General features: G+C 63.0%; 19 protein-coding genes and 3 pseudogenes. 18 read left to right on the top strand and 4 right to left on the bottom strand.

Annotation, left to right across the window (positions count from 1 at the left end; genetic code table 11):
* Positions 1–198, bottom strand: coding sequence for a DUF2909 family protein (locus ACUDAL_RS08095; RefSeq protein WP_444677772.1), 198 nt, complete (start codon positions 196–198; stop codon positions 1–3).
* 51 nt (positions 199–249) lie between these two features.
* On the opposite strand from ACUDAL_RS08095, the gene ACUDAL_RS08090 reads away from it, so the two are divergent.
* The 5 genes and pseudogenes from ACUDAL_RS08090 to cyoE all read left to right on the top strand — a co-directional run bounded on the left by ACUDAL_RS08090 (position 250) and on the right by cyoE (position 3,558).
* Positions 250–813, top strand: coding sequence for an SURF1 family protein (locus tag ACUDAL_RS08090; protein ID WP_444677771.1), 564 nt, complete (start codon positions 250–252; stop codon positions 811–813).
* Positions 761–925 carry an SURF1 family cytochrome oxidase biogenesis protein gene (locus ACUDAL_RS08085; RefSeq protein ID WP_444677770.1) on the top strand — a complete coding sequence of 55 codons (165 nt, stop codon included), beginning with the start codon at positions 761–763 and terminating at the stop codon, positions 923–925. The genes ACUDAL_RS08090 and ACUDAL_RS08085 overlap by 53 nt, the downstream gene beginning before the upstream one ends.
* Positions 926–940: 15 nt before the next feature.
* Complete coding sequence (locus tag ACUDAL_RS08080) at positions 941–1,489, top strand: hypothetical protein (protein WP_444677769.1); 549 nt, start codon at positions 941–943, stop codon at positions 1,487–1,489.
* 79 nt (positions 1,490–1,568) lie between these two features.
* Positions 1,569–2,624, top strand: a complete 1,056-nt coding sequence (locus ACUDAL_RS08075; protein WP_444677768.1) for a COX15/CtaA family protein — start codon at positions 1,569–1,571, stop codon at positions 2,622–2,624.
* A gap of 33 nt (positions 2,625–2,657) precedes the next feature.
* Positions 2,658–3,558 (top strand): annotated as a pseudogene (cyoE, locus tag ACUDAL_RS08070) (heme o synthase).
* Between the two features lie 123 nt (positions 3,559–3,681).
* On the opposite strand, the gene ACUDAL_RS08065 reads toward cyoE, so the two are convergent.
* Complete coding sequence (locus ACUDAL_RS08065; protein WP_444677767.1) at positions 3,682–5,145, bottom strand: SLC13 family permease; 1,464 nt, start codon at positions 5,143–5,145, stop codon at positions 3,682–3,684.
* Positions 5,146–5,258: 113 nt separating this feature from the next.
* Here ACUDAL_RS08065 and cysQ point away from each other — a divergent pair, with 113 nt between their 5' ends.
* The 10 genes and pseudogenes from cysQ to ACUDAL_RS08015 all read left to right on the top strand — a co-directional run bounded on the left by cysQ (position 5,259) and on the right by ACUDAL_RS08015 (position 15,176).
* On the top strand, positions 5,259–6,053 hold the full coding sequence (cysQ, locus tag ACUDAL_RS08060; RefSeq protein ID WP_444677766.1) for a 3'(2'),5'-bisphosphate nucleotidase CysQ: 795 nt from the start codon (positions 5,259–5,261) through the stop codon (positions 6,051–6,053).
* A gap of 79 nt (positions 6,054–6,132) precedes the next feature.
* The gene (locus tag ACUDAL_RS08055; RefSeq protein ID WP_444677765.1) at positions 6,133–6,600 is read left to right on the top strand and encodes a DUF2489 domain-containing protein; all 468 of its coding nucleotides are present in this window, start codon (positions 6,133–6,135) and stop codon (positions 6,598–6,600) included.
* Between the two features lie 278 nt (positions 6,601–6,878).
* Positions 6,879–7,592 carry an OmpA family protein gene (locus tag ACUDAL_RS08050; protein WP_444677764.1) on the top strand — a complete coding sequence of 238 codons (714 nt, stop codon included), beginning with the start codon at positions 6,879–6,881 and terminating at the stop codon, positions 7,590–7,592.
* A gap of 359 nt (positions 7,593–7,951) precedes the next feature.
* Entirely contained in the window at positions 7,952–9,850 is a 1,899-nt protein-coding gene (gene thrS, locus ACUDAL_RS08045) for a threonine--tRNA ligase (RefSeq protein ID WP_444677763.1), read from the top strand.
* 109 nt (positions 9,851–9,959) lie between these two features.
* Positions 9,960–10,451 carry a translation initiation factor IF-3 gene (infC, locus tag ACUDAL_RS08040; RefSeq protein ID WP_444677762.1) on the top strand — a complete coding sequence of 164 codons (492 nt, stop codon included), beginning with the start codon at positions 9,960–9,962 and terminating at the stop codon, positions 10,449–10,451.
* A gap of 84 nt (positions 10,452–10,535) precedes the next feature.
* A complete protein-coding gene (gene rpmI, locus ACUDAL_RS08035; RefSeq protein ID WP_010628692.1) occupies positions 10,536–10,730 on the top strand; it encodes a 50S ribosomal protein L35 in 195 nt (64 codons plus the stop codon).
* Between the two features lie 43 nt (positions 10,731–10,773).
* Entirely contained in the window at positions 10,774–11,127 is a 354-nt protein-coding gene (rplT, locus tag ACUDAL_RS08030) for a 50S ribosomal protein L20 (RefSeq protein WP_444677761.1), read from the top strand.
* A 159-nt stretch (positions 11,128–11,286) separates the two neighbouring features.
* A pseudogene (gene pheS / locus ACUDAL_RS08025) lies at positions 11,287–12,305 on the top strand (phenylalanine--tRNA ligase subunit alpha).
* A gap of 43 nt (positions 12,306–12,348) precedes the next feature.
* Positions 12,349–14,743: pseudogene (gene pheT / locus ACUDAL_RS08020) on the top strand (phenylalanine--tRNA ligase subunit beta).
* Between the two features lie 100 nt (positions 14,744–14,843).
* A complete protein-coding gene (locus ACUDAL_RS08015; RefSeq protein ID WP_444679339.1) occupies positions 14,844–15,176 on the top strand; it encodes an integration host factor subunit alpha in 333 nt (110 codons plus the stop codon).
* A gap of 125 nt (positions 15,177–15,301) precedes the next feature.
* Here ACUDAL_RS08015 and ACUDAL_RS08010 read toward each other — a convergent pair whose 3' ends face one another.
* Positions 15,302–15,511, bottom strand: coding sequence for a DUF2788 domain-containing protein (locus ACUDAL_RS08010; protein WP_444677760.1), 210 nt, complete (start codon positions 15,509–15,511; stop codon positions 15,302–15,304).
* Between the two features lie 148 nt (positions 15,512–15,659).
* Here ACUDAL_RS08010 and ACUDAL_RS08005 point away from each other — a divergent pair, with 148 nt between their 5' ends.
* Both ACUDAL_RS08005 and ACUDAL_RS08000 read left to right on the top strand, forming a co-directional pair.
* Positions 15,660–16,127: a flavodoxin gene (locus ACUDAL_RS08005; protein ID WP_444679338.1), complete on the top strand. Its 468-nt coding sequence runs from the start codon at positions 15,660–15,662 to the stop codon at positions 16,125–16,127.
* On the top strand, positions 16,124–16,498 hold the full coding sequence (locus tag ACUDAL_RS08000) for a hypothetical protein (protein WP_444677759.1): 375 nt from the start codon (positions 16,124–16,126) through the stop codon (positions 16,496–16,498). Before ACUDAL_RS08005 ends, ACUDAL_RS08000 begins: the two co-directional genes overlap by 4 nt.
* 116 nt (positions 16,499–16,614) lie before the next feature.
* Here the strand turns inward: ACUDAL_RS08000 and ppnN are convergent, their stop codons facing one another.
* Positions 16,615–17,979 carry a nucleotide 5'-monophosphate nucleosidase PpnN gene (gene ppnN, locus ACUDAL_RS07995; RefSeq protein ID WP_444677758.1) on the bottom strand — a complete coding sequence of 455 codons (1,365 nt, stop codon included), beginning with the start codon at positions 17,977–17,979 and terminating at the stop codon, positions 16,615–16,617.
* A gap of 136 nt (positions 17,980–18,115) precedes the next feature.
* Between ppnN and ACUDAL_RS07990 the strand changes: the two genes are divergently transcribed.
* The gene (locus ACUDAL_RS07990; protein ID WP_444677757.1) at positions 18,116–19,051 is read left to right on the top strand and encodes a LysR family transcriptional regulator; all 936 of its coding nucleotides are present in this window, start codon (positions 18,116–18,118) and stop codon (positions 19,049–19,051) included.
* Positions 19,052–19,116 lie beyond the last annotated feature (65 nt).

Raw genomic sequence — 19,116 nt, 5'->3', positions numbered from 1 at the left:
TCAGGTGGGCCCCAGTTGCCCGGAAACAAAACCGAAGAAAAGTAGCGCAAGCAGCAAGGCAGCGAGTGCCACGCGGATCTTGAGCGATACCAGCAGGCGGCGTGACTGAGGATCGTCACGCAGAAGGAAACCAGCACCGGCAGCCAGGCTGACCAGCATGGCCACGAACACGGTCGCAATCAGGATCTTCAACAGCATGCGTCACTCCATCAAGGGGCAGGGGTAGGGCACACGCCACCGGCGACACGCTTGCCGAGCTGGCGCCTGGGCCTCTGGTATCTGTTTTGGCTGCTGCTCGTCGCCTTGGGCCTGGCTCTTGGACTATGGCAGTGGGAGCGTGCCGACGACAAGCGTGACTACCTCACGCAGCTGGACGAGGCGCCCACGCTGGAAGCGCCTGCCGAGTTCCCTCCCGAAGGTGCGCGCCTGACGCTGCGAGGAGAGTATCTTCCCGAGCACACCCTCTTTCTCGATAACCGCACCCATGATGGCCGCTTGGGCGTGGCGGCCTTGACCCCGCTGCGCACCGAGGATGGGCGCGTCTGGCTGGTGCAGCGTGGCTTCATGGCAACCGGGCCGAGCCGTGCCATGCCGCGGGTCGACACCCCGGAGGGCGTGGTGACGCTCTACGGCCGCTGGCAGAGGGCAGGCAGCCTGGCACCGCTCTTCGGTCCCAACCAGGAGGAGGCGGTTGCAGCGCATCGAACTCGAGGCTTGGCCGGAGCTCGAATTTGCCCACTCGGGCTGGCTTCATCTCGAGGTGGGGCCGGGTTTTCTCGAGAGCTGGTGGGAGCCCAGCGTGGTTCCGCCTAGCCGCCATTTGGGCTATGCGGTCCAGTGGTGGGGGCTGGCGCTGGCCGCCCTTGTGGTCATGCTGCTTGGTGGTAGACGGCTGCGAGCCGATGTCGAGCATTCCGTTTTGTAATGACGAGGAGGGGCCATGCACGCCACGACACCCATGCGCCACCAGCGATTGAAGCTGCTGGCCTTGCTTGCCATTTTTGCCCTGCCCATGATCAGCGCCTGGGTCATGGTGCAGTGGCGCATCGGCATTCCCGACCAACGTACCGCCCATGGCGAGCTGGGCCCGGATGCGCCGCAGCTGGAACACTGGCCCTTGGCCGGCACGCCGGTTCGGATCGAGGAGGGCGACTGGATCCTGGCGTTCGATTGCAGCCAGGAGTGTGGTGCCATGGCCGACCGGTGGTGGCGCCTGCATCGCGCGTTGGGGCGCGAGGCGCCGAGGCTAAGCCGGCTGCGCATCGGTGGCGATGCGGCGGCATTGCCGGGTGAAGCGGTAGCCCAGTGGAGGTCGCTGCCTGCCTGGCACGCGCCGGGCCAGATCTGGGTGCTGGACCCTCAAGGCCGTGCGGTACTGACCTATGGTGCGGAGGTGGAGCCGCGAGCGGTGCTAGACGACATCAACCATTTGCTACGCAGGAATCCGGATACGCGTATCACGCCTCTGCGTGAGATCAGCCAGCGCTGAAAGCGTGCGTTCGCAACTCACGCACGGTACATCCATGATGGAGGTGCAAGTCCCGGTGACAAAGGAAGGATCCCTACCAATGAATGCGACTGAGCATGAGCCAAGGGTGCGATTGCTGCTGATGCTGAGCCTGGCAGGCGTGGTCTTCACCACGCTGGTGATACTGGTCGGCGTGTGGACGCGCCTGGTGGACGCCGGCCTTGGTTGCCCGGACTGGCCGGGCTGCTACGGCAGATTGGTGGTTCCCGATGCCGAGCGCGCCCTGGCTCACTCGCCGGATGCCCCGCTGGAAAGCTTCAAGGCGTGGGTCGAAATGATTCATCGTTATGTGGCGTCGGCGCTTGGGCTGCTGGTGATTGCGCTGCTGCTCTTGGGCATGCCGCTGAGGCGCCAGGCCGGCTATCCGTGGCGGCTGAGCCTGGCGCTGCTGGGCGTGATTCTGCTGCAGGGTGCCTTCGGTGCCTTCACGGTGACCCTCAAGCTGTGGCCTCAGGTCGTGACGCTCCACCTCCTCGGCGGCCTATCCGTGCTGCTGCTGTTTCTTTGGCTGCACCTGGCGCTGCGGCGGTTTTCGACCGGGGCGGCGAAGTCCATTCGGGGGCGTCGACGCCTGTCCCCGCTATGGGGGCTCGCCATCGGCATGCTGCTGCTGCAGGTGGCGCTGGGCGGCTGGGTGTCGAGCAACTATGCCGGTATCGCCTGTCAGGGCTTCCCTACCTGTAACGGCCAGTGGTGGCCGGAGATGGACTGGAGCGAAGGCTTCCACCTGACCCAGACGGTAGGACCCAACTACCTGCACGGCCAGCTGCACGCCGATGCACGGACCGCCATTCACCAAGGGCATCGGATCGGGGCGCTGCTGCTGGGCCTTGCATTGGTTATGTTGGCGATGCGGTATTGGCAGGAGGCGCACATGCGGCCCTGGTTAGGCGGGCTGGTTATCGCTTACGGTATCCAGCTCGGCCTGGGCATCGCCAACGTGCTGTTGTGGCTGCCGCTATGGCTGGCCCTGCTGCATACCGCCGGTGCAGTAGCGCTGGTGCTGCTGTTGGCCCTGGCCGTTTGGCACTGGCGCGAAACGCTGCCTCAGGCAATTGGTTCCAAACGATGTGACAAGGAGTGGGCACATGTCTAATGCGGTCTTGAAGCGCGCGCAGGAAAGCGCAGCGTGCTGGCACTATGGGACCGTCAGGCCGGCGACTGGACCTGGCAGGATCTGCTGACGCTATGCAAGCCTCGTGTGGTGGTTGTGATGCTGGCCTGTGCCCTGGTGGGCATGGCGCTGGCGACCCCGCACTGCCCGACCCGGCAACGGTGGTGTTCGGCCTGGCGGGCATCGGCATGGCAGCCGGGGTGCGGCGGCGTTCAATCACGTGGTCGACCGACGCCTCGATGCGCTGATGCTGCGAACCTCGCAGCGCCCGCTGGCCACGCAGCGCATGCCCACCGCGCTGGCACTTGGCTGGGCCACGCTGCTGTCGGTGCTGGGTATTGCGCTGCTGATGTGGCAGGTCAACCTGCTCACGGCCTGGCTAACCCTGGGCTCGCTGATCGGCTATGCGCTGATCTACACCGCCTTTCTCAAGCGGGCCACGCCGCAGAACATCGTGATAGGCGGAGTGGCTGGGGCGGCACCGCCGCTGCTTGGTTGGACTGCCGTCACAGGCCATCTGGGCCCAGAGCCGCTGCTACTGCTGTTGATCGTCTTTGCTTGGACGCCGCCGCACTTCTGGGCGCTGGCCATTCATAAGCGCGATGAATATGCCCGTGCCGGTGTGCCGATGCTGCCCGTAACGCATGGGGAAGCCTTCACCCGCCTGCAGATTTGGCTGTATGGCTGGCTTACCGTAGCCATCACCCTGATGCCCTTCGTCATTGGCATGAGCGGGGCGGTCTACCTGCTGGGAGTCCTGGCGCTCAACGCCCGCTTCATGTACTGGAACTGGAAAGTATGGCGTGGCGTCGATCCCCAGGCGCCGTTGGCGGCCTTCTGGTTTTCGATCCGCTATATCTTGGGTGTCTTTGGCGTGCTGCTGCTCGATCACTACGCTGCGCTGTGGGTCGTTTAGCCAGATGGGTCGTTTAGCAGGTAGGTCGTTTAGGCCGGAAGATCGTCTTGCGAGGTTAGTCGTCTTGCTGGGTAGGTGTGCGCACCCCGGGCACCTGGCCTTCGCCAGGTGCCCGAAGGCGTGCTACCAGAGCAGAAGGATCAGGTAGTAGGCCATCACGGTAACGACGGCCGTGCTGATCAGGTTAAGGGCGAAGCCTGCGCGCATCATGGCTTGGATCGTCATGTGCCCGGTGCCGAAGACGATGGCGTTGGGCGGGGTGGCGACCGGCATCATGAAGGCGCAGCTGGCGGCGATGGCGGCAGGCACCGTGATCAGCAGCGGCGACACGCCCTGCGACATGGCCAGTGCTCCCAGCAGCGGAAGGAAGGCTGCTGCCGTGGCGGTATTGGAGGTGATCTCGGTAAGGAAGATGATCACCAGCACCACGATGGCGACCATTGCCAACAGTGGGAATACGCCAAACACACCAAGCTGCTCGGCGATCCATTCGGCCAGGCCGGAGCGACTGATCGAGCCGGCCAGGGCCAGGCCGCCGCCAAACAGCAGCAGGATTCCCCACGGAAGCTTCTGGGCTTCTTGCCATACCATCAGTCGCTCGCCCTGGCCGCGCCCGCTGGGCACCAGAAACAGGGCGATGCCGGCGGCAATGGCGATGCTTGTGTCAGACAGCCAGCCTAACCCCAGGTCATTGAGCAGGGGGCGTATCACCCAGGCGATGGCCGCTGCGAGGAAGATCACCCCCACCCGCAGCTCCGGGGAGCTCATCTTGCCAAGCTTGGTCAGTTCATCCCGCACCAGGTTGCCCCCGCCGCTCTCACCGCCGCTTTGCACATTGAAGCCGCGGCGTGTCAGCCACCACCAGGCGCCCACCATCATGACGGTGCTGATGGGCAGGCCGATCAGCATCCATTGGGCAAAGCCGATATCGATGCCGCGCTCTTCGGCCAGGTAGCCTGCCAGCAGGGCATTGGGCGGCGTGCCGATCAGCGTTGCCACGCCGCCGATGCTCGCCGAGTAGGCAATGGCCAGCAGCAGGGCGGTGGCATAGCGCTTCAGCTCGCTTGGGTCGCTGTCGCCGAGCAGGTTGATCACGGACATGCCGATGGGCAACATCATGATGGCCGTGGCGGTGTTGGACACCCACATGCTGAGAAAGCCGGTGGCGATCATGAAGCCGGCGATCTGCCGGCGGGGCTGGTGGCCCACCACGCGGAGCACATGCAGTGCGATGCGTTTATGCAGGTTCCAGTACTGCATGGCGATACCGAGCAGGAACCCGCCGAGGAACAGGTAGATGATCGGGTTGGCATAGCTCGATGCGGCCTGATCCATGGTGCCGATGCCCAAGGCAGGGACCATCACCAGCGGCAGCAGGGAGGTGACCGGAATGGGCATGGCTTCGGTCGACCACCAGGTGGCCATCAGCAGCGCCATGCCGACACAGGCCCAGGCGGGGTCTGACATGCCGCTGGGTGCGGGCAGGACAAGGGTCATCACCACCCAGAGTGGACCAAGCCACAGCCCGATCTGGGCGGCTCGCGAAGGACCGGGTGTCCGTTCCGGTGTGTCGCGTTGCGTTTCCATGAGTTCTCCAGGGTCGCATAGGGGAAATGTGCCGGGAGCACGGCGCGCGATTCTACTTAAGTTGGCGTTATACTTCAGTAGTAATAAGTGTAACCCCTTGAAGGAGAGGCTGAATGCCGCTCAACCTGACGTTCATCGAAGCGTTGCGATCGCTGTGCGAGACTGCAGGCCGTGAGATTCTGGCGGTACGCCGCCGTGACTCGGGCTGGCTGGCAAAGGACGACGGCAGTCCTGTGACGCAGGCCGACCTGGCGGCGCAGCGCTGCCTCGTCGAGGGGCTGCCGGCATTGCTCGATCTGCCGTTGCTCAGCGAGGAGGCGAGACTGCCCGCCTGGGCGCTACGGCAACAGTGGCAGCGCTATTGGCTGGTGGACCCGCTCGATGGCACGCGGGAGTTCATCGAAGGGTATGAGGATTTCACTGTCAACGTGGCGCTGATCGAGGAGGGGCGCGTGGTGCTGGGTCTGGTGCATGCACCGGCCTTGGGGAGTACCTGGGGCGGTGGCGTGGGGCTGGGTGCCTGGTGCTGGCGCGACAACCGACGGCGTGAGATATGCGTCAGCCCGGGGTGGCCCCTACGTATTCTTGCCAGTCGTGCGCACCTTGATGCGCAGACCCAGGAGTGGATTGCAGGCTATCCGGACGCCCTGCTCGAGCGCTGCGGCAGTTCGGTGAAATTTTGTCGCATTGCCGAGGGCGAGGCCGATCTTTACCCCCGCTTCGGGCCGACCTGCGAATGGGACACCGCGGCGGGCCAGGGAGTGCTGGAAGGGGCCGGCGGGGTGGTGCTGGATATCGCCACCCAGCAGCCCGTGCGCTACAACCGCGGCGAGAGCCTGGTCAATGGCCCGTTCCTGGCCTGCAGCGCCGGTAGTCTGAGCGTGCCGCCAGGTTCGGCATGCCCTTGAACCACGCCACGTCACGCCACGTGGTGCCCCGCCTGGCTTGCGTTACAATGCAGGCCACAGCCAAGAGTAAGGGAGCTCCATGACGACCACCACAGCACTGATTCTGCTAGCGGTAGGCTTGGCCATCATTGCCGGCCTGAGCGCATACGCCTATACGCTCTGGCGAGAGGTGAAGCGACGCGAGGCCTTCCGCGAGGCCGAGCTGCGCCGCGCGCATGAGAACTGTTTGTCCAACCTTGAAATCGTCGCGTCGTCGCTGTTGCAGGAGCAGGTTGAGGTGACTGAGGGCTCGTGGCGCTGCAAGATGCTGCTTGAAATCCTCGACCCCAGCTTACTGGATAGGCCGGCATTCCAGCCCTTTGGTGAAGTCTATGCCCGTACTCGCCACCTGCACACCCACTCGGCGCGCAAGTCACTGACGCCGCGAGAACGCATGCGCGAAGACCGCGAACGCCTGCAGGTGGAGGACGAGTGGCGCGAGGCCGTGCTGAAGGCGGCGGAGCAGGTGATGATCTTCCGCAAGAACTGGCCGAAAAGCCTCCATTGAGGGCGGGGTTGCTTGCAGGCTTTTTGGTCGGTTTGCCATTGTACGAAATTCGTACAATGCGAGGTGATTGCAGCACAAAACGAATTCCGGCAAGCTAAACAGCGGCTTGCCGAGTCATGTTGGGCATGGCTGTATGGCTGACGGTGGCACACGGAAACTGCGGCCAGGTTTTCTCCCTGGCCAAATCCGGCCTACACTGTGAGCCGTTGGGTCAATGAGTGTCCTGACCTTCGGTGCCCACGATGGCGTCCGAAAACGAAAAAGAAGGAGTCTTTAAAATGAAAAGATCGACGACTGGCTTACTCTTGGGATCTGCGTTGGTCATCGGCCTGTCCGGCTGTGCGACCAACTTCCAGCAAGGTGGTGAACGTGCCGGTGGTGGTGCCACGGCCGGTGCCGGCGCCGGCGGCAATGCCTGGTACCAGCAGCCGGTAGTCTGCGGTATCGCCGGCGGCCTGATCGGCGGCAGCATTGGCTATGCCGTCAGCGGCAGCTCCGATGAGGATCAGGGTATCGCCGTCGGCGGTGCCACCGGTGCCTCCATTGGCGCTCTGCTGTGTGCCGACCGTACACCGGCCCCGGCCCCGGTCGTGCAGCAGGAGCCAGAGCCGATGCCCGAGCCCACTCCGCCGCCGCCCCCGCCGCAGTTCGAGCCGGTAGTGCTCAGCAGCGAAGTCACATTCGCCTTCGATTCCGCGGAGATTCGACCGGGCGCCCACCAGACGCTGAACCAGGTGGCCAATACCCTGCGCGAAAACTCCGACCTGCGTGTACGCATCGAAGGGCACACCGACTCCGTGGGCTCGCCGCAATACAACGTTGGCTTGTCCCAGCGTCGCGCTGACTCCGTCAAGTCGTATCTGGTATCTCAGGGCATCGCCGAGCAGCGCATGACCACTCGCGGCTTCGGTGAAGAGCGCCCGGTAGCGACCAACGACACTGACGAGGGCCGTGCCCAGAACCGCCGTGTCGAGATTGTCAACTGGGATTGATCTTCGCTGCAGGTAGCGAGGATAGGCTGTCCCGGTTCGTTCTAGCAACGAGCTGGTGATAAGCAGAAGGGCGCCTTCGGGCGCCCTTGTTGCGTTCATGCGCCAGGGCCGCGACGGCAGGCTGGCCGCCTCGGATCGTGAAGGTGCCAGGAATATTGGGACTCGACATTAGCCTTGGTCGTGTGCCTTCTGCTACGCTACGCGGCTGCCGTGACGCACGGCGGGGCGCGATGTGCGCACCCGTATCGCCCAGAGTAGTGGGTGGGCCGTGAGGGTCCGGTTTTCCTAGCCTTTATCATCGCTATCAATCGCGACACGTGATCCCTGGTATGGATCACCACTGCGCAAAGGACGCTTCAATGCCCATCGTGACCCTGCCTGACGGCAGTCAGAGAACCTTCGACAAACCGCTTTCCGTGATGCAGCTCGCTGAGTCCATCGGCCCCGGCCTGGCCAAGGCCTGCGTGGCGGGCAAGATCGACGGCGTGCTGGTGGATGCTGCCGATGTCATCGATCATGATGCCAGCGTAGCCATCATCACCGCTCGTGACCCGGAAGGCCTCGAGATCATTCGCCACTCCTGTGCCCATTTGATCGGGCATGCCGTCAAGCAGCTCTATCCCGATGCCAAGATGGCCATCGGGCCTGTCATCGACGACGGCTTCTATTATGACATCGACTTCGGTCGCTCCATCACGCCGGACGATCTCGCCGCCATCGAAGCACGCATGCAGGCGCTGATCGAGACGGAATACGACGTGGTGCGTGAATACGTCGAGCGCGACCGGGCGCTGCAGGCTTTCGTGGAGCGCGACGAGCCCTACAAGCAGGAAATCGTCAGCGCCATCCCGGAAGGGGAAACGATTCGCCTGTATTACCACAAGGAATACACCGACATGTGCCGCGGGCCGCATGTGCCCAATACCCGGCACCTGAAGGCCTTCAAACTGACCAAGCTGGCCGGTGCCTACTGGCGCGGCGATGCCAGCAAGCCGATGCTGACGCGGATCTACGGCACCGCCTGGGGCGACAAGAAGCAGCTCAAGGCGCACCTACAGCGCCTTGAGGAAGCCGAAAAGCGCGACCATCGCAAGCTGGCCAAGCGCATGAATCTCTTTCATCTCCAGGAAGAGGCGCCCGGCATGGTGTTCTGGCATCCCAACGGCTGGACCATGTACCAGGCATTGGAGCAGTACATGCGCCGGGTTCAGTACGCGCACGGCTACCAGGAGATCCGTACGCCGCAGGTCGTTGACCTGTCGCTGTGGAAGAAGTCGGGGCACTGGGGGCACTACAGTGACCTGATGTTCACCACCGAATCGGAGAAGCGCGAGTATGCGGTCAAGCCGATGAACTGCCCCTGCCATGTGCAGGTGTTCAACCAGGGGCTCAAAAGCTACCGTGATCTGCCGCTGCGTCTGGCCGAGTTCGGCAGCTGCCACCGCAACGAGCCGTCCGGCTCCCTGCATGGCCTCATGCGCGTACGCGGCTTCACCCAGGATGATGCGCACATCTTCTGTACCGAGAAGCAGATCCAGAGCGAAGCCGAGGCCTTCATTGCTCTGACGCTCAAGGTCTACAAGGAGCTGGGCTTCGACAATGTGGAGCTCAAGCTCTCGACTCGCCCCGAAGACTTCATGGGCGAGGCAGCGCTTTGGGATCGCGCTGAAGAGGGGCTCGAGGCCGCGCTTGATGCCACCGGCCTCGAGTGGGAGCTGCAGCCGGGTGAAGGGGCGTTCTATGGACCCAAGATCGAGTTCGCCCTGCGCGACTGCCTCAACCGCGTATGGCAGTGCGGTACCCTGCAGCTCGACTTCAACCTGCCGGGCCGGCTCGGCGCACAGTACGTCGACGAAGATGGCGAGCGCAAGACGCCGGTCATGCTGCATCGGGCCATTCTCGGCTCCTTTGAGCGTTTCCTTGGCATACTGATCGAGCACTATGCCGGCGCCATGCCGCTGTGGCTGGCGCCTGAGCAGGCGGTGATACTGAATATCACCGATGCACAGCGCGATTATGCGCTCGATCTGGAGCAGCGCCTGCAGAAAATCGGCCTTCGCGTCAAGGCGGACTTGAGGAACGAGAAGATCGGCTTTAAAATCCGCGAACATACGTTGCAGAAGATTCCCTATCTCCTGGTTGTCGGAGATAAGGAAGTCGAAGCCGACTCGGTTGCCGTGCGCACGCGCACCGGCGAAAACCTGGGTACCATGACCGTTGATGCCTTCATTGAGCGGGTGCGGTCCGAGGGTTGGTAGCCGCAGGTTGGTAAAGACAGGTTGGTAACGACATCGTCAATTACCGGAACGGAGACGGAACGATCAAGCGAAGCAGCCAGCGCGCACGTCCGCAGGACAAGCGCCCCCAATGAACGAGCGGATAACCGAGGATCAGGTTCGCCTGATCGACAGCGACGGCGAGCAGCTGGGTGTCGTACCCACCAGCGAAGCGCTCGAGCGTGCCGAAGCGGCCGGTCTAGACCTCGTCCAGATTTCCAATGCCGATCCGATCGTCTGCAAGATCATGGATTACGGCAAGTTCGTCTTCGAGCAGAAGAAGCAGAAGGCAGCTCAGAAGAAGAAGACGAAGCAGATTCAGGTCAAGGAAGTCAAATTCCGGCCTGGCACCGACGAGGGCGACTATCAGGTCAAGCTGAAGAACCTGATCCGCTTCCTCGAAGGTGGCGACAAGGGCAAGGTCACGCTGCGGTTCCGCGGACGTGAAATGGCGCACCAGGACATCGGCCGCAAGCTGATGGAGCGGATCGCTGCGGATCTCGAGGAGATCGGGACCGTGGAGGCCTTCCCCAAGATGGAAGGGCGTCAGATGATCATGATCATCGCCCCCAAGAAGAAGTGATCCGAAGGCCAGCCAAACGGGTGGTCGGTGCAAGCCGGCCATCGGCCCCGGATTTTCTGAAAAATCTCGAGCGGAGTTAGACTCATGCCGAAAATCAAGAGCAACAGCGGCGCTGCCAAGCGCTTCAAGAAGACGGCTAACGGCTTCAAGCACAAGCAGTCGTTCCGTAGCCACATCCTGACCAAGAAGTCGACCAAGCGGAAGCGTCACCTGCGTGGTACGAAGCTTATCCATGACGCCGACAAGGCCCTGATTCAGCGCATGCTGCCGAATCTGTAAGCCTTAGACCTCAGGTCGCCCATTTCAACGTCAGGAGAAAGCCATGACTCGTGTCAAGCGTGGTGTCGTCGCACGTCGTCGTCACAAGAAGATTCTTAAGCTGGCCAAGGGCTACTATGGTGCCCGTTCGCGCGTTTTCCGCGTCGCCAAGCAGGCCGTCATCAAGGCGGGTCAGTATGCCTACCGCGACCGTCGTCAGCGCAAGCGTCAGTTCCGCGCGCTGTGGATCCAGCGGATCAATGCCGCGGCTCGTCAGCACGGTCTGTCCTACAGCCGTTTTGTCGGTGGGCTGAAGAAGGCAGGCATCGAGATCGACCGCAAGGTGCTGGCCGACCTGGCCGTGCACGAAAAGGCCGCCTTTGCTGTCATCGCCGAGAAGGCCAAGGCTGCCCAGTAAGTGACATCGACCGATGGCGAGGCGCCGGCAGCTGCCGACGCGCAATGATGCCAGACCGTCGCAGGGGAAGAGCAGCCGCTCTTCCCCTGTTTTTTATGCGACTAGCCCCTACTATCTAGCGATTATTCAGCCAAGATCAACGACTTCGGAGCTCAACGGATGGACCATCTACCCACACTGGTCGCCGAGGCCCGCACTGCCATGCAAGCCGCAGACAGCATTGCGGCACTCGATGAGCTGCGCGTGCGCTACCTCGGCAAGAAGGGGGAGATTACTGCCCTGCTCAAGGGGTTGGGCAAGCTACCGGCGAGCGAACGGCCGGCGGCGGGTGAGCGGATTAACGAGGCCAAGCAGACGCTCGCCACCGAGCTCGACGAGCGGCGCCAGGCGCTGTCTAGCGCAGCCCTCGAGGCTAAGCTGGCCGCCGAGCGCATCGACGTCACGCTGCCCGGGCGGGGCAGGCCAACGGTGGGCTCCACCCGGTGATGCGCACCCTTGAGCGCATCGAAGGGCTCTTTACCCGGATCGGCTATCAGGTGGCAGTTGGCCCAGAAATCGAAGACGACTACCACAACTTCGAGGCGCTCAATATTCCCGCGCACCATCCGGCGCGGGGCATGGCTGATACCTTTTACTTCGATGCCACACGCCTGCTGCGTACTCATACCTCCCCGGTGCAGGTGCGCACGATGAAGGAGCAGGAGCCGCCCATTCGCATTGTCTGTCCCGGCCGGGTGTATCGTAGCGACTCCGACCTGACCCATACGCCGATGTTCCACCAGGTCGAGGGACTGTTGGTCGACGAAGACGTCAGCTTCGCCGACCTCAAGGGCACCATCGAAGACTTCCTGCACGCCTTCTTCGAGCGTGACGATCTCTCGGTGCGTTTCCGCCCCTCCTATTTCCCGTTTACCGAACCCTCTGCCGAGGTCGATATCCAGTGTGTGATGTGCTCGGGCGAGGGTTGCCGGGTCTGTTCTCACAGCGGCTGGCTGGAGGTCATGGGCTGCGGCATGGTGCACCCGGACGTGTTCCGCCATTCGGGCATCGACGCCGAACGCTACAAGGGCTTCGCCTTCGGCATGGGCGCTGAACGCCTGGCGATGCTGCGCTATGGGGTGAATGACCTGCGCATGTTCTTCGATAACGACCTGCGCTTCCTGCGGCAGTTCGCGTGAACGTGCGGCGCTATATCAACTTCGGCAGAACACAGGATGAGTCATGAAATTTTCCGAACAGTGGCTGCGTGAGTGGGTTTCGCCGCAGCTAGGCGCCCAGGGCCTCGCCGATCAGATCACCATGGCGGGTCTGGAGGTTGACGCCGTGCAGCCGGTGGCTGCTGCGTTCAGCGGAGTGGTGGTGGCCGAGGTGGTGAGCAAGCAGCAGCACCCCGATGCCGACAAGCTCAACGTGTGCCAGGTCAACGATGGTGGTGCCGAGTTGGTTCAGGTGGTGTGCGGTGCGCCTAACGTGGCGGTGGGGCAGAAAGTGCCTTTCGCCCGCGTCGGTGCCGTGCTGCCTGGCGACGTTAAGACTACTGATTTCAAGATCAAGAAGGCCAAGCTGCGGGGGGTCGAATCGCGAGGCATGATCTGTTCTGCCTCCGAACTGGGTCTTGCCGAAGAGACCTCGGAAGGCATTCTCGTGCTGCCGGGCGAGGCGCCCGCAGGCGAGGATTTTCGTCACTGGATGGGACTGGACGATCACACCATCGAGGTAGACTTGACGCCCAACCGCGGCGACTGCCTCAGCCTGAAGGGCCTGGCTCGTGAAGTCGGTGTGCTCAATCGCCTGCCGGTGGCAGGGCCGTCTATTTCGCCGGTGACTGCGACTCACGACGAGACCTTCCCGGTGCGTGTCGAGGACGGCGAGCGCTGCCCGCGCTATATCGGCCGGCTGATCAAAAGCGTGAATGTCGCGGCACAGACCCCGCTGTGGATGGTGGAACGACTGCGCCGCAGCGGGCTTCGCGCCATTGATCCGGTGGTCGACATCACCAACTACGTGATGCTCGAGCTGGGTCAGCCGCTGCACGCCTTCGATCGGGCGAACCTGCACGGTGCCGTGATCGTGCGCCTGGCCCGCGAAGGCGAGCGCCTGGTGCTGCTCGACGGCCAGGAAATTACCCTCAACGGCTCCACCTTGGTGATCGCCGACGAGCGTGGTCCGCTTGCCATCGCCGGTGTGATGGGCGGTGAGCACTCGGGTGTCAATGAAGCCACGCGCGATATCTTCCTCGAATCGGCGTTCTTCTCTCCGCTGGCCGTGGCGGGCCAGGCGCGCTCCTACGGCCTGCATACCGACGCCTCGCATCGCTTCGAGCGGGGCGTGGACCCGAATCTGGCACCGCAAGCGGTGGAGCGGGCCACGGCGCTGCTGCTCGAGATCACCGGCGGCGAGCCGGGCCCCTGGTCGAGGTGACAAGCGATGCGCACCTGCCGGCCGATCGCCAGGTGACACTACGCGAACGGCGCCTGGAGCAGGCGCTCAGCAAGTCGCTGCCCGGCGAGGAGGTGCAGGAGATCCTCGAGCGGCTGGGCATGACGGTAAAGGCCGATGCCAGCGGCTGGCACGTGCAGGTTCCCAGCTGGCGCTTCGATATCACTATCGAAGAGGACCTGATCGAGGAGGTGGCCCGGATACACGGCTACAACCGATTGCCGGTGCGACGTCCGGCGGCGCGCCTGGCACTGCGCCCAGATCATGAGGCGCGTACGCCGCTGGGCAGGCTGCGTCGACAGATGGCCTCGCGGGGGTATCAGGAAGCCGTCACCTACAGCTTCGTGGCACCGGAATTGCAGCAGGCGCTGCTGCCCGATGCCATATCGCCGCGGCTGGCCAATCCCATTTCCAGCGATCTTTCCGTCATGCGCGCCAGCCTGTTTCCGGGCCTGGTGAGAGCGCTTGAGTACAACCTCAACCGCCAGCAGAACCGGGTTCGCCTGTTCGAGACGGGCCTGGTGTTCCGGGGTGACCTGGATGATCTGCAGCAGATCCCGATGTTTGGTGCCCTGGCGTGTGGTTCACGACAGCCGGAAGGCTGGGCTGGCGGGCGTGACAACGTCGACTTCTTCGACCTTAAAGGCGATGTCGAGAGTCTTTTGGCCTTGGGCGGCGAGAGGGAGGCATGGCGCTTCGAAGCCGCCGAGAATCCGTCGCTACATCCTGGCCAGAGCGCGCGGCTGCTGTATCGCGGGAGCCGGTTGGCTGGATCGGTGCGCTGCATCCTCGCGTCACGGCCGAGCTAGGGATTCGGGCAGAAGCGTATGTGTTCGAGGTGCGCCAGGATGCGCTGGTGCATGGTAGCCTGCCGGAATTCGCGCCGCTGTCGCGCTACCCGGAAGTGCGCCGCGACCTGGCGTTCCTGCTGGCGGAACAGCAGCCGGTGCAGGCGCTGCTCGACTGCGTGCGCAAGCAGGCAGGGCAGTGGCTGGAAGAGCTGAGCCTATTTGATGTCTACCAGGGCAAGGGGGTGAAGGAAGGCTACAAGAGTGTCGCCCTGGGCTTGACCTGGCAGCATCCTTCGCGCACGCTAAATGACGAGGAAATCAATCAGTTGGTCGATGCCATTGTCGCTGAATCCCATCAGCACCTCGGCGCGGAACTGCGCGGTTAACCTGGCGTCCCGGAGCATGTGTGGATGACGGGGGCTGCGGTTCTCGCCGCGGCGCCCGTTTCCGGGCCGCCACCTCAAGGCTGATGGTGAAGGCGGCGGGCTGGACCGCCACTCTGAAGGAGTAGACATGGGAGCGTTGACCAAGGCGGAACTGGCCGAGCACCTTCACGCCGAGTTGGGACTGACCAAGCGGGAAGCCAAGGCGATGGTGGAGGCCTTCTTCGAGGAGATCCGCGCCTGCCTGCGTGAAAACGAGCAGGTAAAGCTGTCCGGTTTCGGCAATTTCGATTTGCGCGACAAGCGCGAGCGCCCTGGGCGAAACCCCAAGACCGGGGAGGAAATACCCATCTCGGCGCGCCGGGTGGTGACGTTCCGACCAGGGCAGAAGCTCAAGAGCCAGGTGGAGCGCTACGAGGGCCCGCTTACCCATTGAGGCGCAGCCATCGGCACGGAGGTCATCCGAGCGGATGGCCTCTTGTGAGCGCGCGAACAGGGTGCGGATACTCGACGTGCAACGGGATCGACAGCGTACGAAGGCAGGTGAGTGACGGTTTGCCGTCAGATGCCGCCGCCGCGCTCAAGCGCCCAGGTGATGATCACCTTCAGGATATAGCCGAGGACACCGGCGCCCAGCACAATGAAGAGCATCAGGGTGCCGAAGCGTCCGGCCTGGGATTTTTTGGCAAGATCCCAGATGATGAAGCCCATGAACAGGATCAGACCGCTGATCATGATTGGGGTGATCCAGGTCTCGAAGGTATGCAGCATGTCACCTCCTTGGTAAAGACCAACGATTATACTCGGGCTTTGCCTAGCCTGCACCCCGACCGCTCCTTCCGCCACGACCTGCGCAGGCTGATTTTTTCCTGCGGGCGTGGTAATATCCTACAAAATTACTCAGTTATTATTCCCCGACATGCCTATGCTCAAAATTTTCGTTGGAACCATGTATGGTGGTGCCCTGGATGTCGCCGAGCAGGTAAAACCTCTCTTCGAAACAGTGGGTTATGAAGTGGCCGTGCTGGAGCAGCCGACCCTGGCGGACCTGACCGATGTCATGCCGGACCTGGCGCTGTTCTGTGTCTCGACCACAGGCAGCGGCGACTTCCCTGGTAATTTTGTGCCCTTCGCGCGTGAGCTGGACGAGCGCTGCCCATCGCTTACGTCGCTGCGGTACGGCGTAATTGCGCTAGGCGACAGCTCCTATGGCGACACCTTCTGCGGAGCCGGGCGGCGGCTCGATGAAATGCTGCAGGGCCTGGGCGCGCAGCGGATCGGCGAGCGGCTCGAAGTCGATGCCATGGAAACTTTTATGGCCGACGACGCTGCGCTGCCCTGGGTAGAAGCCTGGATCGCTACCCACGACCTGAAGGTGGGCGCATGAACGGCACGCCAACGGCGGAGCGGCTTAGCCTGATGCTGGGTCTGATCGTACTGATGCTGGCTACGGTGCCGCGCTACCTGGCGGGCGACCACGGTAACCGCTTGTCGCTGATCCTGCTGGCGCTTGGCGTCGTGGCCGTGGTTGCCGTGCTCAATTGGCGGCTGCTGCCGGTAGCCGAGCGTAGCCGCTTGCCGGCACTGGTCGGGCGCTTCGGCCTGGCGTTGGTGGCAGGACTGGCGCTGATGAGCGGCTGGCACGCCCTGTTCACCGCCTGGATCAGCTGGCAGCTGTTGCTTGCTCACGGCGCGACGCTGGGACTGCTGCTGCATGCGGTATGGCTATGGTGGCGTCCGCTGCCCGGTGAGGCCTGACGCGGCGCTACGATGGCCCCTTGCACTAAGGACACTATGTCAACACCCGGTAGTGCCGAACCGGCCTCTGCCGGGTGTTCTTGCGGGCGCTCCGCGTTTAAGCAAGGCGCGTTAGCTCAAACCAGGCGGTAGCAGGGAACGTACTCCCGTCCCGGTAGCTTCATTCGCCCTTGGGCGACGAAAGAGCCCAGCAGTTCGTCGAGACGGCGCATCAGCTCGGTTTCGGCGTGCAGCAGGAAGGGCCCATTGGCCTCGATGGCACGCAGCCCCTGTTCCTTGACGTTGCCGGCAACAATACCCGAAAAGGCCCGACGCAGGTTGGCTGCAAGTTCGTGTACCGGCTGGTTGCGATGCAGGGCGAGATTGGCCATGGCCTCGTGCGTGGGCTCGAAGGTTTCCTGAAAATTCCGAGCAATGGTCAGGCGCCAGTTGTAGTGGAAAGCGTCCTGGTGCACCCGGCGAAACTCGGTGACGGCATCGATCCCTTTGCGCATGGTGCGGGCAACAGCTATCGGGTCATCGACAACGATGGTGTACTTGCTACGCACCGCTTCTCCCAGGGTATAGACAAGGAATTCGTCGATTCGCTGGAAATAGTCGGCGGCACTGGCCGGGCCGGTAAAGATCAGCGGCATTTCCATGTCAGCGTTGTCGGGATGCAGCAGAATACCGAGCAGATAGAGGATCTCTTCTGCCGTGCCGACCCCGCCCGGGAACACGACGATGCCATGGCCAATGCGAATGAAGGCCTCCAGACGCTTTTCGATGTCCGGCATGACCACCAGCTCATTCACCAATGGATTGGGTGCTTCGGCGGCAATGATGCCGGGTTCGGAAATGCCCAGGTAACGCCCGTCGGTGATGCGCTGCTTCGCGTGCGCCAGGTTTGCTCCCTTCATGGGGCCTTTCATGGCACCCGGGCCGCAGCCCGTGCAGATGTCCAGCTCACGCAGGCCCAGGTGGTAGCCGACGTCCTTGGTGTACTCGTACTCCTCGCGGGCGATGGAGTGGCCGCCCCAGCACACCACGATGCTCGGGTCGCGCCCCGGGTGCAGGGTGCCCGCCTTGCGCAGGATGTGGAACACGGCATTGGTGGTGCCTTCTCCCGTGCTGAGGTCGAAGCGTGCGTGGTGCTGGATCTCGTTATAGACGTAAACGATGTCGCGCAGCACCGAGGACAGGTGCTCGCGAATGCCGCGGATCATCTTGCCGTCGACAAAGGCCTGCGCCGGTGCGTTGGTCAGCTTGAGGCGGATGCCGCGATCCTGCTGGATCACCTCGATGTCGAAGTCGTGATAGGTTTCCAGTAATACCAGGCTGTCGTCGGTCATGCTGCCTGAGCTGAGCACGGCGAGGGCGCAGCGCCGCAGCAGGTCATGCAAACCTGCCTTGGAGGTGTCCCGCAGGCGGTTCACTTCGTGCTGGGAGAGTACTTCCAGGCTGCGAAGGGGAGAGATGATGCTGGATATGGTGTCAGGCATGTAACTGTCCTTGTCGTTGTCGCTAGGGTTATCAGGATGCTAACACGCTGATAGCTCTGGCGCAGCGCTGCGCCGGGGCAGTGGGGCTGGTAGAATGGGCACATCAGGTTACGGCCAGCCGAACAAGCGACGCGCCATGTTCAACGCCCAGTACTTTCGTACTTTCATCACTTTGGTCGAGACCGGCAGCTTCACACGCACGGCTGAACGTCTGGAGATGACGCAGCCCGGTGTCAGCCAGCATGTGCGCAAGCTGGAACAGTATCTCGACAAGTCGCTGCTCGAGCGCCAGGGTCGCCGCTTCACCCTGACCGAAGCCGGCCGCCGGGCCTACGATTACGGGCTGCGCCTCTTTTCCGACCACGAACAGTTCCGCCATTCGTTGGATGACGAGGCGCTCGATACCGGCGAGTGCCGTATCGCCTCGCCGGGTAGCGTAGGGCTCATGTTCTATCCTTACATCCTGGGCCAGCAGCAGATGTCCCCGGGGCTTACTGTCAGCTATAGCTTCGCCTTCAGTCATGAGATCGTTGCCGACGTGCTGACCGGGCGACATGACCTGGGCATCGTCACCGAGCCGATTCGCCATGCTGAACTCGACTGCCGCCTCTGGCACCAGGAACCCCTGTGCTTGGTGGTGCCGGCCGATTTTGCCGGGACCACGCTAAGCGAGCTGATGGGGCTCGGCTTCATCAACTATTCCGACGGCGTCAGCCATGCCGGTACGCTGCTGCGCAGTAATTTTCCGGACGAGTTTCGTTCGATGAGCCAGTTTCGCCGCCAGGGTTTCACCAACGAGGTCGCCATGGTGCTGGACGCGGTGGCCCGCGGTCTTGGGTTCACGGTGGTTTCGCGGCTGGTTCTGGAAACTTCGCCCTGGCAGCGCCAGGTCAAGGAGCTCGATCTTCCAGTCACTGAGCATGAAACCTTGCATCTGGTCAGTCGCTCGGGATCGCGGGTGCCGCGTCGCTATGAGCGCCTACTGGAGGGGTTCCGCGAGCAACGCATGCGAGAGCGGTTTGGCCATGGTGAGATGGTGTCACCGCTGGATTCCTTTCCATCCGATTGCTAGCCCCGGCCCGTGACCAGGCTAGCAGAACGGCCCGCCGATCGCTCGGCGGGCCGTTCTGCTTGGCA

Origin of the sequence: Halomonas sp. E19 (assembly GCF_052439355.1) — a bacterium.
GTDB lineage: Bacteria > Pseudomonadota > Gammaproteobacteria > Pseudomonadales > Halomonadaceae > Halomonas.
The sequence above is the reverse complement of the archived record's forward strand: the minus strand, read 5'-3'. Positions and strand labels throughout refer to the sequence as shown.